The sequence below is a fragment of the Comamonas aquatilis genome (genome assembly GCF_965139575.1).
Taxonomy (GTDB): domain Bacteria; phylum Pseudomonadota; class Gammaproteobacteria; order Burkholderiales; family Burkholderiaceae_C; genus Comamonas; species Comamonas aquatilis.
The window spans coordinates 431,896-446,408 of the sequence record NZ_CBCSIW010000001.1 but is presented as its reverse complement, the minus strand read 5'-3'; the positions used below and the strand labels follow the sequence as shown (position 1 = coordinate 446,408).

14 protein-coding genes are annotated in these 14,513 nt (G+C 61.4%); 8 read left to right on the top strand and 6 right to left on the bottom strand.

Annotated features, from left to right (window positions below; translation table 11 throughout):
* Positions 1 to 57: 57 nt before the first annotated feature.
* Positions 58 to 1,383 carry a branched-chain amino acid transport system II carrier protein gene (brnQ, locus tag ACNAZA_RS02010; RefSeq protein WP_415794717.1) on the top strand — a complete coding sequence of 442 codons (1,326 nt, stop codon included), beginning with the start codon at positions 58 to 60 and terminating at the stop codon, positions 1,381 to 1,383.
* Positions 1,384 to 1,516: 133 nt separating this feature from the next.
* Here brnQ and lolA read toward each other — a convergent pair whose 3' ends face one another.
* Positions 1,517 to 2,152: an outer membrane lipoprotein periplasmic chaperone LolA gene (gene lolA, locus ACNAZA_RS02005; RefSeq protein WP_415794716.1), complete on the bottom strand. Its 636-nt coding sequence runs from the start codon at positions 2,150 to 2,152 to the stop codon at positions 1,517 to 1,519.
* Positions 2,153 to 2,189: 37 nt separating this feature from the next.
* Entirely contained in the window at positions 2,190 to 4,550 is a 2,361-nt protein-coding gene (locus ACNAZA_RS02000; RefSeq protein ID WP_415794715.1) for a DNA translocase FtsK, read from the bottom strand.
* Between the two features lie 257 nt (positions 4,551 to 4,807).
* Here ACNAZA_RS02000 and trxB point away from each other — a divergent pair, with 257 nt between their 5' ends.
* The 3 genes from trxB to rpmG all read left to right on the top strand — a co-directional run bounded on the left by trxB (position 4,808) and on the right by rpmG (position 6,440).
* Positions 4,808 to 5,761, top strand: coding sequence for a thioredoxin-disulfide reductase (trxB, locus tag ACNAZA_RS01995; protein WP_120970712.1), 954 nt, complete (start codon positions 4,808 to 4,810; stop codon positions 5,759 to 5,761).
* A 254-nt stretch (positions 5,762 to 6,015) separates the two neighbouring features.
* Positions 6,016 to 6,249 carry a 50S ribosomal protein L28 gene (gene rpmB, locus ACNAZA_RS01990; protein WP_066539714.1) on the top strand — a complete coding sequence of 78 codons (234 nt, stop codon included), beginning with the start codon at positions 6,016 to 6,018 and terminating at the stop codon, positions 6,247 to 6,249.
* Positions 6,250 to 6,269: 20 nt separating this feature from the next.
* Complete coding sequence (rpmG, locus tag ACNAZA_RS01985; protein ID WP_415794714.1) at positions 6,270 to 6,440, top strand: 50S ribosomal protein L33; 171 nt, start codon at positions 6,270 to 6,272, stop codon at positions 6,438 to 6,440.
* Positions 6,441 to 6,514: 74 nt separating this feature from the next.
* On the opposite strand, the gene ACNAZA_RS01980 is transcribed toward rpmG, so the two are convergent.
* On the bottom strand, positions 6,515 to 8,023 hold the full coding sequence (locus ACNAZA_RS01980; RefSeq protein WP_415794713.1) for an aminotransferase-like domain-containing protein: 1,509 nt from the start codon (positions 8,021 to 8,023) through the stop codon (positions 6,515 to 6,517).
* A gap of 207 nt (positions 8,024 to 8,230) precedes the next feature.
* On the opposite strand from ACNAZA_RS01980, the gene ACNAZA_RS01975 reads away from it, so the two are divergent.
* Positions 8,231 to 8,596: a hypothetical protein gene (locus ACNAZA_RS01975; RefSeq protein ID WP_415794712.1), complete on the top strand. Its 366-nt coding sequence runs from the start codon at positions 8,231 to 8,233 to the stop codon at positions 8,594 to 8,596.
* On the opposite strand, the gene ACNAZA_RS01970 is transcribed toward ACNAZA_RS01975, so the two are convergent.
* Positions 8,571 to 9,782: a DesA family fatty acid desaturase gene (locus tag ACNAZA_RS01970; RefSeq protein WP_415794711.1), complete on the bottom strand. Its 1,212-nt coding sequence runs from the start codon at positions 9,780 to 9,782 to the stop codon at positions 8,571 to 8,573. The genes ACNAZA_RS01975 and ACNAZA_RS01970 overlap by 26 nt on opposite strands.
* Before the next feature lie 126 nt (positions 9,783 to 9,908).
* Positions 9,909 to 11,240 carry an RsmB/NOP family class I SAM-dependent RNA methyltransferase gene (locus ACNAZA_RS01965; RefSeq protein ID WP_415794710.1) on the bottom strand — a complete coding sequence of 444 codons (1,332 nt, stop codon included), beginning with the start codon at positions 11,238 to 11,240 and terminating at the stop codon, positions 9,909 to 9,911.
* A 143-nt stretch (positions 11,241 to 11,383) separates the two neighbouring features.
* Here ACNAZA_RS01965 and ACNAZA_RS01960 point away from each other — a divergent pair, with 143 nt between their 5' ends.
* A complete protein-coding gene (locus tag ACNAZA_RS01960; RefSeq protein WP_415794709.1) occupies positions 11,384 to 11,641 on the top strand; it encodes a DUF1653 domain-containing protein in 258 nt (85 codons plus the stop codon).
* A 40-nt stretch (positions 11,642 to 11,681) separates the two neighbouring features.
* Here the strand turns inward: ACNAZA_RS01960 and purN are convergent, their stop codons facing one another.
* Entirely contained in the window at positions 11,682 to 12,260 is a 579-nt protein-coding gene (purN, locus tag ACNAZA_RS01955) for a phosphoribosylglycinamide formyltransferase (protein WP_415794708.1), read from the bottom strand.
* Positions 12,261 to 12,348: 88 nt separating this feature from the next.
* Here purN and ACNAZA_RS01950 point away from each other — a divergent pair, with 88 nt between their 5' ends.
* Together ACNAZA_RS01950 and ACNAZA_RS01945 are read left to right on the top strand one after the other, a co-directional pair.
* Positions 12,349 to 13,035 carry a YceH family protein gene (locus ACNAZA_RS01950; protein ID WP_415794707.1) on the top strand — a complete coding sequence of 229 codons (687 nt, stop codon included), beginning with the start codon at positions 12,349 to 12,351 and terminating at the stop codon, positions 13,033 to 13,035.
* 256 nt (positions 13,036 to 13,291) lie between these two features.
* Positions 13,292 to 14,473: an acyl-CoA dehydrogenase family protein gene (locus ACNAZA_RS01945; protein WP_415794706.1), complete on the top strand. Its 1,182-nt coding sequence runs from the start codon at positions 13,292 to 13,294 to the stop codon at positions 14,471 to 14,473.
* Positions 14,474 to 14,513 lie beyond the last annotated feature (40 nt).

Sequence of the window (14,513 nt, the reverse complement as noted above, 5' to 3'; positions counted from 1 at the left end):
CCCCCCAATTCTCCCGGACCTGCCGCTGCATGGCGGCACACGGGAGCCGTGCTTCGTATGACAAAACTCAAGACACAGGACTTGATTGCCCTGGGCTTCATGACCTTTGCCCTTTTTCTGGGTGCAGGCAACATCATCTTTCCTCCTAGCGTCGGTCTGGCCGCCGGAGAAAATCTCTGGGGCGCTGCCGCAGGCTTTTTGCTCACCGGTGTGGGCCTGCCCCTGATCACCGTGGTGGCCATGGCCCGCGTGGGCGGCGGCATCAAAACCATTACCTCGCCGATCGGCGTGGTGGCGGGCACGATTTTGGGCATTGCCGTCTACCTGACGATAGGCCCGTTCTTCGCCACGCCGCGCACGGCCACCGTGTCGTTCGAGCTGGGCGTGGCCCCGTTCATCGGCAACTCGTCCACTGCACTGATGCTGTATTCGGTGCTGTACTTCGGCCTGACCATGGTGCTGTCGCTCTACCCCGGCAAGCTGATGGACAACATAGGCAAGATCATCACGCCGGTGCTGATCCTGGCGCTGGTCGTGCTCGGCGGCGCCGCCTTCATGCTGCCTGCCGGTGCCTTCTCCACAGCTGCGCCTGACTATCTGCCGCAGAACATGGCTTTCGGCCAGGGCTTTTTGCAGGGCTACCAGACCATGGATGCGCTGGCGGCACTGGTGTTCGGCATCGTCATCATCAATGCCATCAAGGACAGCGGCATCAGCGACACCCGTCTGCACACGCGCTACGCCATCATTGCCGGCGTCATGGCCGCCACCGGCCTGGGCCTAGTCTATGTCTCGCTGATCTATCTGGGCGCCACCAGCAGCCCGCTGGTCGGCAATGCCTCGAGCGGCGTGCAGATTCTCACGGCCTATGTGCAACACACGTTTGGCGTCTGGGGCATGGCACTGCTGGCCATCGTCATTTTGCTGGCCTGCCTGACCACCGGCGTGGGCCTTATCAGCGCCTGCGCCACCTATTTCAGCCAGCTCACCGGCAAGTCCTATCGCAGCATGGTGATCGCCATCGGTCTGTTCAGCCTGGTGGTCTCCAATCAGGGGCTGGAACAGCTGATTGCCGTGGCCGTTCCCGTGCTGGTGGCCATCTACCCGGTGGCCATCGCCCTTGTGGCGCTCAGCCTCCTGCATTCGCTGTGGAAGCATCCCGGCCGCGTCTATACGCCCGTGATGACGATGGCCCTGGCGCTGGGCATCAGCGACTCGGCCAAGTCCCTGCTGGGTGGCGATGCCATGCCTTCATGGCTGGCCGATCTGCCCGGTGCCGCCATGGGTCTGGGCTGGACGACTCCGGTGCTGGCCGTGCTCGTCGTGGCGGCCATTGCCGATCGCATACTGCCGCCAGTGGCTCTCAAACCGGCCCAGCTCTGAAGCCATTGACTAACAAAATATGAGCTGCATGCGCTTATTGATATTGGGCTTCAGCCAGATTTCATAAGATATCGATACAAAAAAAGCCTGTGAGCGTGAAGTTCACAGGCTTTTTTTGATGAGGCGACCAGTTCTACTGCTTGAGCACATCCGCCCCCTTGGGCACGCTGAACTGGAAGGTCGATGCCGGCAGCGCAGCCAGGATCTGCAAGCCCTTGAACTGCATCAGCGAGCGCTGACCGAAGCTGTCTTCGATATCCAGCGCTGCCAGCTGGCCTTCGGGCGTAAAGCCCACGCGCACGCTTTTGAGCTGACCGCCCTTGACCTTGGGCGAAGCCAGCACCCATTCCAGACCTTCGCTGGCGGGCTGGGCACTCAGACCAAAATCGGCCTGCAAGGCCTTGAGATCCGTGGCCGAGGTCAGAATCGCTGCCGGGGTACTGGCCAGCACCTGGGCCTGGGCCCGCTGGGTGACCTGGTTCAGATCCGCGTCATACAGCCACAGCGTCTTGCCGTCCGCCACGATGAGCTGCTCGAAAGGCTTGGTGTAGTTGAACTTGAACTTGCCGGGACGCTGAAATTCGAAAGTGCCGCTGGAGACCTTGGTACGTGCCTCCTGGCCGGCCTTGGGCGGCGAGGTCACGGACTGGGTGAACTCCGCCTTGCCCGCATGGGCGCTTTTCATAAAGGATTCAAGGCTTTTCAAGCCGTCAGCCCACGCACCACTTGCGCTAGCAGCTATCAAAAATGCAGTCAAAAAACGTTTCATCAATCCTCTTCCTTTCGCGTCGTGAGGTCTCGCCCGCTCACTCCACCCGGGCCGCCACCAGCACTTCGCGCTGGCCGCCCGAGGTCAGCGAACTGACCAAGCCGGCCTTTTCCATCTGCTCCAGCAAATTGGCCGAGCGGTTGTAGCCTATGCGCAGCTTGCGCTGGACATAGGAAATGCTGGCTTTGCGGTCTTTCAGCACGATTTCGACGGCCTGGTCGTACATGGGATCTTTTTCCCCGTCGCCGCCGCCTTCACCGCCGTCCTCGCCTTCACCATCGGCCGAGCCGCCTTCCAGCACGCCGTCAATGTAATCGGCCTCGCCTTGCTCCTTGAGGTAACTGACCACGCGGTGCACTTCCTCGTCAGACACAAAAGCACCATGCACGCGAATCGGCAGGCCGGTGCCGCTGGCCATATAGAGCATGTCGCCCATGCCCAGCAGGGACTCGGCCCCCATCTGATCAAGCACGGTACGGCTGTCGATCTTGCTGGAGACCTGGAAGGCAATCCGGGTCGGAATATTGGCCTTGATCAGGCCGGTGATCACGTCCACGCTGGGGCGCTGGGTCGCCAAAATCAGGTGAATGCCGGCCGCGCGCGCTTTTTGCGCCAGACGGGCAATCAGCTCTTCGATCTTCTTGCCCACCACCATCATCAGGTCGGCCAGCTCATCGATCACGATCACGATGTGCGGCAGGCGCTGTAGCGGCTCGGGCTCTTCGGGCGTCAGGCTGAAGGGGTTGGGAATCGATTCCTCGCGCGCCTTGGCCTCGTCGATCTTGGTGTTGTAGCCGGCCAGATTGCGCACGCCCAGCTTGCTCATCAGCTTGTAGCGGCGCTCCATCTCGGCAACGCACCAGTTCAGTCCGTTGGCGGCCTGCTTCATATCGGTGACCACAGGGCACAGCAGGTGGGGAATGCCTTCGTAGACCGACATTTCCAGCATCTTGGGATCGATCATCAACAGGCGCACATCGCGGGCCTCTGCCTTGTAGAGCAGAGACAAAATCATGGCATTGATACCCACGGATTTGCCAGAGCCGGTGGTACCTGCCACCAGGCAGTGCGGCATCTTGGCCAGATCGGCAACCACGGGGTTGCCCACAATGTCCTTGCCCAGACCCATGGTCAGCATGCTCTTGGCATCGTGATAGACCTGCGAGCCCAGCACCTCGGACAGCCGAATCGACTGGCGCTTGGCATTGGGAAGCTCCAGAGCCATGAAATTCTTGCCGGGAATGGTCTCGATCACGCGAATCGACACCAGGGACAGCGAGCGGGCCAGATCCTTGGCCAGATTGACGATCTGCGAGCCCTTGACGCCCGTGGCGGGCTCGATCTCGTAGCGCGTGATCACGGGGCCTGGCATAGCGGCGACCACGCGCACATCCACGCCAAAGTCCTTCAAGCGCTTTTCTATCAGACGGCTGGTCATCTCCAGGGTTTCGGGAGACACCGATTCCTGGCGCAGTGGCGCCGCATCCAGCAGCTCCACCTGGGGCAGCTTGCTGTCGGGATGGTCCGTGAACAAAGGTTTTTGGCGCTCCTTGGCCACGCGGGCGCTGGGCTGGGTCGCATCGCGCAGCACGGGCTCGATGATCTGAACCGGGGCCGGCGGGCTGATCTCGGCGCTTTCGCTGCGCTCCTGAATGACTTCTTCACGCTCGCGCGCGGACTTGCGGCCCACGGCGGCATCCTTGGCAATTTCGCGGCGCTCGCGGCCGAACTGCACCATGCCGTCCAGGCGGGCGCCCAGGCTCTCGGCCAGATTGCCCCAGGAAAAGCCGAACACCATGGCCAGTCCCAGCACGAAGAGGCAGATACCGATCAGGCCCGAGCCTGTGGAGCCCAGCCATTGCAGGCTGTGAAAGCCCACCATATAGCCAAATACGCCACCGGCCGGGCCGGGCAAATGGCTTTCGAAACGATAAAGTCGCGTCCACTCCAGCGCACAGCTGGCGGACATCAGCACGGCCAGACCGCCCCAGAACAGAAAACGGCGGCGCCAGATCGGCACCAGCGGCAACGGTGCGCCATCCTTGCCCACGCCACCGCGCATCCAGCGCAGCAGCGAGGTCATCCAAGTCTGCAGGCCGGCCAGTACCAGCCACCAGACGGACAGGCCAAAACCAAAATAGCAGGCATCGGCCAGCCAGGCGCCTACGCGCCCCATCCAGTTGCGCACAAAGGCCATCTGCCCGCCGCCGGAGGTGGACCAGGCAGGGTCCAGCGGCGAATAGGTCAACATGGACACCAGCCAAAAGACCAGCGCCAGCAGACCTATGAGCAGCAACACTTCCTGGCTGAAACGGATCACACCATAGCGCGGAGCAGCCGAGCGGGATTTGTTCTTGCTAGAAGAAGACGCGTTCAAAGCGTTCAATGAATAAGTCATACGCAAGCAGGAGCTTACCTTAGCACCCGGGCAGGCGATGCAATTGTTCGGGACGGACCCTCAAGCGTAATGCAAGCACTTGCAACATTAGGGACTCGGACTGGAGGCAAACAAGTCATAACCATGATTTTTTACAATTTCGGCGATTAATACCGCGCAAACCGCAGGCCTTGATACCGAGCGATACTCCCACATCCTCCAGATTCTTTGACTGCGCGCCGGTTGTCGGCATGCGTTTTTTCTCAAAGCCAGGTTTCATGTCCTCTACACAACACGCACAAGTTCTCATTCTCGGCTCCGGCCCTGCTGGCTACACCGCCGCCGTGTATGCCGCCCGCGCCAACCTCAAGCCTCTTTTGATCACCGGCATGGCCCAGGGCGGCCAGCTGATGACCACCACCGAAGTGGACAACTGGCCTTCCGACGTGAACGGCGTGCAAGGCCCCGAGCTGATGCAGCGTTTTCAAGAGCACGCCGAGCGCTTCAACACCCAGATCATCTTTGATCACATCAGCAAGGTAGACTTCAGCCAGCGGCCCTTCACCCTGACCGGCGACAACGGCACGTATACCTGCGATTCGCTGATCATCGCCACCGGCGCCTCTGCCAAGTACCTGGGCCTGCCCTCCGAAGAAGCGTTCATGGGTCGCGGCGTCTCCGCCTGCGCCACCTGCGACGGCTTCTTCTACCGCGAGCAGCCCGTATGCGTGATCGGTGGCGGCAACACCGCCGTGGAAGAAGCGCTGTACCTGTCCAACATCGCCAGCAAGGTCACCCTGGTGCATCGCCGCGACAAGTTCAAGGCCGAGCCCATCCTGGTGGACAAGCTGATGGCCAAGGTCAAGGAAGGCAAGATCGAGCTCAAGACCCACTTCACCCTGGATGAAGTGCTGGGCGACCAGAGCGGCGTGACCGGCATCCGCATCAAGAGCACCCAGGACGGCCATACCGAAGACCTGAAGCTGCAAGGCGCTTTCATCGCCATCGGCCACCACCCCAATACCGACATCTTCCAGGGCCAGCTGGAGCTGGAAAACGGCTACATCGTCACCCAGGGCGGCCTGAAGGGTTTCGCCACCCAGACCAGCGTGCCCGGCGTGTTTGCCGCCGGCGACTGCCAGGACCACGTGTACCGCCAGGCCATCACCAGCGCCGGCACGGGCTGCATGGCTGCCCTGGACGCCCAGCGCTTCCTGGAACAGCAAGGCTGATCCAAGCCCGCAACCCATAAAAGCCCTTGAGTGCTGCCAGATATGGCCGGCCTCGGGGGCTTTTTAGCAAAAACGCTATAATCCAAGGCTTTGCTGAATTCAAGGCACTGCCAGGTGTTTGCACTTTGCAGGTTCGGGCTTTTTGCAATGGGGTTACCGCCACCCTTTTAAAACTGGCGAGGTGAGGTTGCCGGCACATTTTGCTTTTGCAAAATTTCAGAGCCGACAGCCGATTCAACTATCGGAGTGTCCAAATGGCACGCGTATGTGAAGTTACGGGCAAAAAGCCCATGGTGGGCAACAATGTTTCCCACGCCAACAACAAGACCAAGCGTCGTTTTCTCCCTAACCTGCAATACCGTCGTTTCTGGGTGGAAACCGAGAACCGTTGGGTGCGTCTGCGCGTTTCCAGCGCTGCTCTGCGCCTGATCGACAAGAACGGTATCGACTCCGTGCTCGCAGACATGCGCGCTCGTGGCCAAGCTTAATTTCCTAAAGGAGAAACACCATGGCTTCTAAAGGCGGACGCGAAAAGATCAAGCTGGCTTCTACTGCTGGCACTGGTCACTTCTACACCACAACCAAGAACAAGAAGACGATGCCTGAAAAGATGTCGATCATGAAGTTCGACCCCAAGGCTCGCAAGCACGTCGAGTACAAGGAAGCCAAGCTGAAGTAATTCAGCCCGGTCATCCTGAAAAAACCGCCTCACGCAAGTGCAGGCGGTTTTTTTATTGCCGCTTGATATCTGCCTCATTCCCGCACCGGCTGACCCAGCTGGCGGCAAGCCATGGCCCCCAGCTGCTGGATTGCCTTTTCCATCGCCGCATTGACCGGATGGGTACAGGCCAGCCGCATGCAGTGCTCGTAGCGACCGGAGTTGGAGAACATGCTGCCCGGCGCAATGCGTATGCCATGGACCAGTGCCTCGGTAAACAGACTGGCGGTAGACATGGCTTCAGGAAACTCCAGCCACAGGCACAGACCTCCCCCGGGAAGGCTGAGCCGCGTGCCCAGCGGAAAATAGCGCGCCACCAGGCGTGCCATGGCTTCGCGCTGGCTTTTAAGCTGCGCCTTGAGCCGCTGCAGATTGCGCAAATGCGTGGGCGAACCCAGCACCTCGGCCACCACCAGTTGCCCCAGGGTCTGGGTGTTGCGGCTCTGGGCAAATTTGAGCATTTGCACCCGGCCATGCCACTGCCCGCCATTCATCCAGCCCTGACGCAAACCGGGCGCCATGCTTTTGTTGAAGGCTTGGCAATAGATGACATGGCCGGAGACGCTGTCCCAGGCCTTGAGCGGTCGCACCGGCTGCTTGTCCTCCACGAACAGGCCGTAGGAATCATCCTCGATCAGGGCCGCTCCATACTGGGCACACAGCGCCACCAGCCTAGCCTTGTGTTCGTCCGGCATGCGGGTGCCCAGCGGCATTTGCAGCTCAGGCACCACGACCACGGCCTTGAGACGCGGCTGGGTCTGAAAAGCCAGCTCCAGCGCTTCAATCGACAGGCCGGTGCGCGGGCTGCAGGGAATCTCCAGCGTCTGCAGCTTCAGCGACTCCACCACCTGCAGCAAGCCGTAGTAGGTAGGCGACTCCACTGCCACCATATCGCCTGGCACGGCCACGGCAGCCAGCGCCAGCGACACCGCTTCTGAATTGCCCGTGGTGGCCAGCACATCGGCAGGCGCCACCCGTATGCCGCAAGCCAGCGCTCGCCGTGCCATGGCTTGTTGGAAATCCGGGTGATTTCCCTGGTTGGCCAGCAGCGAACGCCCCTGGGCCAGCAACATGGGCTGCTCGCGCAGCAGGCGGGTGACGGTCTTGTTCAGATGCTGATGGTCAAACAGCTCGGCCGGCGGCGTGCAGCCGCCTATGTCTATATGCGCCGGCGCCTGGCGGCCCCGCTCCAGCAGCAGCGAAATATGTTCGTTGATCCCCACGAAATGCGCATGCGGATTGGGCTGAACCGGCTGACTCAGATCCGGCTCGCTGGTCAGCGCCAGGCCAGTTTGCAGCTCGCGCACAAAATAGCCCACGCGAGGCCTGGCCTCCAGATGGCCCCGGCCTTCCAGAAATCTCAGCATCTGCAGCGCGGTGGAGAGGCTGACCTGATGGCGGGCCATCAGCTCCCGCACCGAAGGCATGCGCTCGCCCGCCTTGAGCGTGCCCAGCTCCATGGCGGCGCAATAGTCGCCTGCCAGCCGCTGGTACAGAGGTAGAGCGGCTTCATCGGTGCGGGCAAGGGCAACAGGATTGAGCATGGCAAACAGCAGGTGCGATCAGAGGCAATGGTCGCCATGATGCCAGCGCCAGCTGTTTCGCAACAGATACAGATGGAACAGATACAGACCAGAACAGTCACCCTACAAACTGCACTGATGCGCTCACACCGGGCGCTTGCTGTGCCTGTTGTGCAGCGCCGCATTTTTTTACGCTTGAGGCCTGAATCCAAGCAATCAAGGCCTGCCATGCATACCCCATCCAGCACCCCACTCCAACTGAACGCAGCACAAACTGCCAGCCTTCACCTGCCTGAGGGCAGCGAAGTGTTCTGCCGCCAGGGGCCGCTAAGGCTCTCGATTGCGCCGCTGGCTTTTGCCGATAACTGTTTCGAGCAAATCATGCTGCTGCAAACCGGCCAGAGCTGGCGCGCCCCGGCTGGCACCTGGGTGCAACTGATGGCGGCGGCCGAAACCGCCGGGCTTGAGATCCATGAGCGCGCAGCACAGCCCATGCAACAAAGCCGCCCGGGGCGGCTCTGGAATGGCGGCGTCGCCGTCTGGCTAGTGCGACTTCAGGCTCGCTTCGTCAAGCGTGAGCGGCGCGCAGCTTGACGGAGAAATCCTTGAGCGCGGCAATGCCGCTGGCCTCGGCACGCTGGCACCAGGCCTGCAACTGGCCGGTCAGTTGCTCGCGTGTGAGCGTGGTGTTGAGCCACAACTGGCGCAGCTCTTCGCGCATGACCAGCATCTGATCGATCACCGGATGGGCGGCGCGGGCCTGGGCCAGCTGGCTCATGGCATTGGCCGGCACTTTTTCGGCATCGCGATGCAGCCAGCGCTGCGCACTCTTGAGCGCAGACATATCGGCCTTGCGCTGCTTGAGTCCGTCGAGTTCCTGCTGCACCGCAAAGCGCACGCCGCGCGCATAGCGGGCCATGACCTCGTAGCGGTTGGCGATGATGGCCTCCAGCGTCATTTCATCGGCCACCGGCTTGACTGCCCCGGTGCGCAGGCACGGCGGAGTCTTCTTGACCTTGGCCCAGCCAATGACCTGCATGGCGCTGATATAGAGCCAGCCAATATCAAACTCATAGCGCTTGACCGAGAATTTGGCGGAGGTCGGGAAGGTATGGTGATTGTTGTGCAGCTCTTCGCCACCAATGATGATGCCCCAGGGCACGAGATTGGTGGAGGCATCGACGGCCTCGTAATTACGATAGCCCCAGAAGTGGCCCACGCCGTTGACCACGCCGGCTGCCCAGAAGGGAATCCAGACCATTTGCACGGCCCAGATGCTCAGGCCAATGGCACCGAACAGCAGCACATTGATGATGAGCATGAGAGAGGGGCCCAGCACCGAATGGCGGTAGACATGGCGCTCCATCCAGTCATCGGGCGTGCCGTGGCCGAATTTCTTGAGGGTTTCCGCGTTCTGCGCTTCCGTGCGATACAGCTCCGCACCTTCGCGCATCACCTTGGCCAGCCCTCGGGTCTGCGGGCTGTGCGGGTCATCCTCGGTCTCGCACTTGGCATGGTGCTTGCGGTGAATCGCCACCCACTCCTTGGTGACCATGCCCGTGCCCAGCCACAGCCAGAAGCGGAAGAAATGCGAGGGGACAGGCCCCAGATCCAGCGAGCGATGGGCCTGGCAGCGGTGCAGGAAAATGGTCACCGCCGCAATGGTGATGTGGGTGGTGGCCAGGGTATAGAGCAAGAGCTGCCACCATGACAGCTGCCACAGCCCATGGGCCAGCCAATCCACCACCGCATTCCAAACCCAGCCGAGATCCAGCGACATACGCAACAAAGCCTTTGGCAAAAAAACCGTGCTTCACTTGAGCAAAGCACGGTCGTTCAATTTTAGGCGGTCTGCCGCCAAACCCCCAAAGCTTTGCCCGACAGAGAGAGCGGACTTGCCTGGAAGTTAGGCCTTCTTCACCCAGACGGCAGCGAAAAAGCCGTCGGTCTCGTGGCTGTGAGGCCACAGGCGCAGATACTGCCTGCCGTCGTCACCGCCGCTGCACAGCGAATCGCCGTTCTCGATCTTGAGCTGCTCCAGCAGCTCGCCCGCGCTCAAAGGCACGAAGTCGGGATGTGCAGCCGCAAAGGCTTCGGCAATGGCTTCGTTTTCCTGCGGCAGGATGGAGCAGGTGGCATAGACCAGACGACCACCGGCCTTGACCAGGCGCGCAGCGCTGGCCAGGATGGCGGTCTGCTTTTGCGTCAACTCTTCCACGGCCTTGGGGCTTTGACGCCACTTGAGGTCGGGATTGCGGCGCAGCGTGCCCAGGCCCGAGCAAGGGGCATCGACCAGCACGCGGTCGATCTTGCCGGCCAGGCGCTTGACGCGCTCATCGCGCTCATGGGCAATGGCGGCGGGGTGCACATTCGACAGGCCCGAGCGCGCCAGACGGGGCTTCAAGGCATCGAGGCGGTGGCCGGAGACGTCAAAGGCGTACAGGCGACCGGTGTTGCGCATGGAAGCGCCGATGGCCAGGGTCTTGCCGCCGGCACCGGCGCAAAAGTCCACCACCATCTCGCCGCGCTTGGCATCCAGCATCAGAGCCAGCAGTTGCGAGCCTTCGTCCTGCACCTCGATGGCGCCACGGTTGAAGGCATCGACCTTGGCCAGCGCAGGCTTGCCGTCGATACGCAGACCGATGGGCGAGTACGGCGTGGGCACGGCCTTGATGCCGGCTTTTTCCAGTTCCTTGCGCACGTCGGAGCGCTTGTCGTTGAGAGCGTTGACGCGCAAATCCAGGGGCGCGGCCTTTTCCATGCTGGCAGCCAGCGCCCAGAATTCCTCGCCCAGCTGAGCCTTCAGTGGCTCGACCAGCCACTCGGGCAGGTTGTGGCGGTGGGATTCCATCAACTCGTCTTGCTTGATGCCGTCGCAGGCAGCCAGCCACTTGAGTTCCTGCGGCGTGAGAGCGGCCTGGATAAAGGTCTCGCTGTCCTGTCCGTCCTTGTTCTTGACTTTGCCTTCCTTCTTGGCCTGCTCGCGCAGGACGGCGGCAAAGCCCAGGATGGCCAGACGGCGCTCACGCGCGCCGCTGCCCGAATGCGCCAGCGCTTCGAACAACAGCTTCTTGCGCAGCACGGTGTAAGTGGTTTCGGCCAGGGTGGCGCGTTCGCGCGGACCGAGGTAGCGGTTTTCGCGGAAAAAATAAGACACCACGGAATCGGCCGGGTGTTCAAATGTCAGGGCGCGCTTGACGAGTTCAGAGCAAGCGTCGAGAAGCTGTTTGGGATGCATGGGCGCAATTGTCCCACTGTCGCCCAAGCCCTGGCTTGCACTGGCTTGTTCCGCCGCACATAGCCAACTCACTCAATCCCCAATAAAAACAGGCACCAGCGCTTATTTCATATACGCTGACAGCTATTGTTTTTGAGAAAACCATGTCCAACGATCACCTGCCCCCGCTCATCACCACCGCACCCGGCCTCTACGAACACTACAAAGGCATGCGCTATCAGGTACTGGACACCGTGCGCCATAGCGAGACGCTGGAACCCATGACGCTGTACCGCGCCCTCTATGGCGAGTACGGCCTGTGGGTGCGGCCCGCCGCCATGTTCAACGAGACCGTGGTGATTGACGGCGTGGAGCGGCCGCGTTTTCGCCGCCTGCCGGAAGATCAGCAAAAACCGGCTTAAAACAAAGCTCTAGCGCTTATGCATCAAGCACCAGCAGCTATCAATTTTTAATCAGATTGAGCACGGCACGCGGGTAGATGATGTGCTCTTGCACCAGCACGCGGGCCGCCAGCGCCTCGGCCGTGTCGCCGGGCAGCACCGGCACCACGGCCTGGTCCAGAATCGGCCCCACATCCAGCTCGGCCGTCACATGGTGCACGGTCACACCGGCAAACTTGCAGCCGGCATCAATGGCGCGCTGGTGGGTGTGCAGGCCGGTGAAGGCCGGCAGCAGCGAGGGGTGGATATTGACCATGCGCCCGGCGTAGTGCGAGACAAAGCCCGGCGTGAGAATGCGCATGAAGCCGGCCAGCACCACCAGCGAAGGCGCATGGCGGTCAATCACCTGGGCCAGCTGGGCATCGAAAGCCTCGCGGCTGTCAAACTGCTTGTGATCGAGAACCTCGGTGGCAATACCGTTATCGCGTGCAAACACCAGCCCCCTGGCGTCGGCCTTGTTACTGATCACGGCAGCCACACGGGCGTTGTGGCGCTTGGCCCAGTCTTGCTGCTGGGATGCACGCACAATGGCGGCCATGTTCGAGCCGCCGCCCGAGATCAGGATCACGATGTTTTTCATGGGCGGCGATTGTCGCACCGACGGGAATTTCCCCTCCGGGTCAACCCCAGTTCCTGTATGCGGCCCTGTACTTTTTTGAGGAGACAACATGCCTTTCGATCCCCGCGTCACCCCCTTGACCCCTGTGCAAGCCCGCGTTCTGGCCACGCTGATGGAAAAAGCCCGCACCGTGCCCGACAGCTACCCGCTGACGCTCAACGCCCTGATCACCGGCTGCAATCAAAAATCCAGCCGCGACCCGGTGATGGAAATCAGCGACGGCCAGGCACAGGAAGCACTGGACGAGCTGCGCCAGAAATCCCTGGCCGTGCAGATCAGCAGCACCCGCTCCACCCGCTGGGAACACAACTTTCCACGCGGCATTGGCGTGCCCGATCAGTCCGCAGTGCTGCTGGCCCTTTTGATGCTGCGCGGCCCGCAGACCGCCGGCGAGCTGCGCATCAACTCCGAGCGCTGGCACCGCTTTGCCGATATTTCCTCGGTCGAGGCCTTTCTGGACGAGCTGCGTGAACGCAGCGAGGAAAAAGGCGGCCCCCTAGTCGTGCTCCTGCCCCGCGCGCCCGGCGCACGCGAGCCGCGCTGGGCCCATCTGCTGTGCGGCCCGGTGGATGTGAATGCGCTGCAAGCCAGCAGCAGCGCCGGCACCGTCAGCAACGCATCGGCCCTGCAGCAGCGCGTGGACACACTGGAAGCCGAAGTGGCCCAGCTGCGCGCCACCGTGCAACTGCTGTGCGAATCCCTGGGCGTGGAACCACCGGCAGCGCCAGCCGAGTAAGCCGTCGCATTGAAATTGATAGCTACTAGCGCTTTCTGAATAAGCGCTAGAGCCCCATTTCATTCAAACTTCACAAGACAAAGCAAACCAGCAAGGCCAACAGGAATCGCCTCGCGTAGATGCCAGTACCCAGGGCGACCCAGGGGCTCATCGAGATCGGTGTTTTTACCCATTACGCGCCATCTGTCACGCCCTGGACAGATGAAAAAAGAACGTGCGTGCTACAAAAGCTTCCAGAATTTCTGGAGACAAACGCATGGATTTGGCATTTACCCCTGAAGAACAGTCTTTCCGCGAAGAAGTCCGCACCTGGGTGCGAGCCCATTTGCCCGAGGACATTGCGCACAAGGTGCGCAACGACCTGCACCTGACGCGCGATGATTTGCAGCGCTGGGCCAAGATTTTGGGCAAAAAAGGCTGGCTAGGCTATGGCTGGCCCAAGGAATTCGGAGGCCCCGGTTGGAGCGCCGTGCAAAAGCATTTGTTCGAGGAAGAATGTGCTCTGGCCTGCACGCCACGCATCGTGCCCTTCGGCCCGGTGATGGTGGCACCGGTCATCATGGCCTACGGCACGCCCGAGCAGCAGCAGCGCTTTCTACCCGGCATTGCCAGCGGCGAAGTCTGGTGGAGCCAGGGCTATAGCGAACCCGGTTCGGGTTCGGACCTGGCCAGCGTCAAGACCCGTGCCGAGCGCGTGGGCAATCACTACATCGTCAACGGCCAAAAGACCTGGACCACGCTGGGCCAGTATGGCGAATGGATTTTCTGCCTGGTGCGCACCAGCAACGAGGGCAAGCCCCAGACCGGCATCAGCTTTTTGCTGATCGACATGAAGTCGCCCGGCGTCACCGTGCGCCCCATCAAGCTGCTCGACGGCGGCCATGAGGTCAACGAAGTCTTCTTCGACAACGTGCAAGTGCCTGCCGACCAGCTGATCGGCGAGGAAAGCAAGGGCTGGACCTACGCCAAGCACCTGCTAAGCCACGAGCGCACCAATATTGCCGATGTGAACCGCGCCAAGCGCGAGCTGGAGCGCCTCAAGCGCATTGCCAAGGCCGAAGGCGTGTGGGAAGACCAGCGCTTTCGCGACCAGATCGCCCTGCTGGAGATCGACGTGATTGCACTTGAGATGATGGTGCTGCGCGTACTCTCGGCCATGAAATCGGGCAAGAACCCGCTGGATATCGCCGGCCTTTTGAAGATCAAGGGCAGCGAAATTCAGCAGCGCTACTCCGAGCTGATGATGCTGGCCGCCGGCCCCTATGCCCTGCCCTATGTGCAAGAAGCCATGGAAGCCGGCTACCAGGGCGACTTCCCCGGCGGTGCGGTGAGCAATGCGCCGCTGGCCTCTACCTATTTCAATATGCGCAAGACCACCATCTACGGCGGCTCCAACGAGGTGCAACGCAATATCGTCGCCCAGACGGTCCTCGGCTAAAGCCGAGTCCGGCCTGCATTTGCACGTACGACTCCCCCAC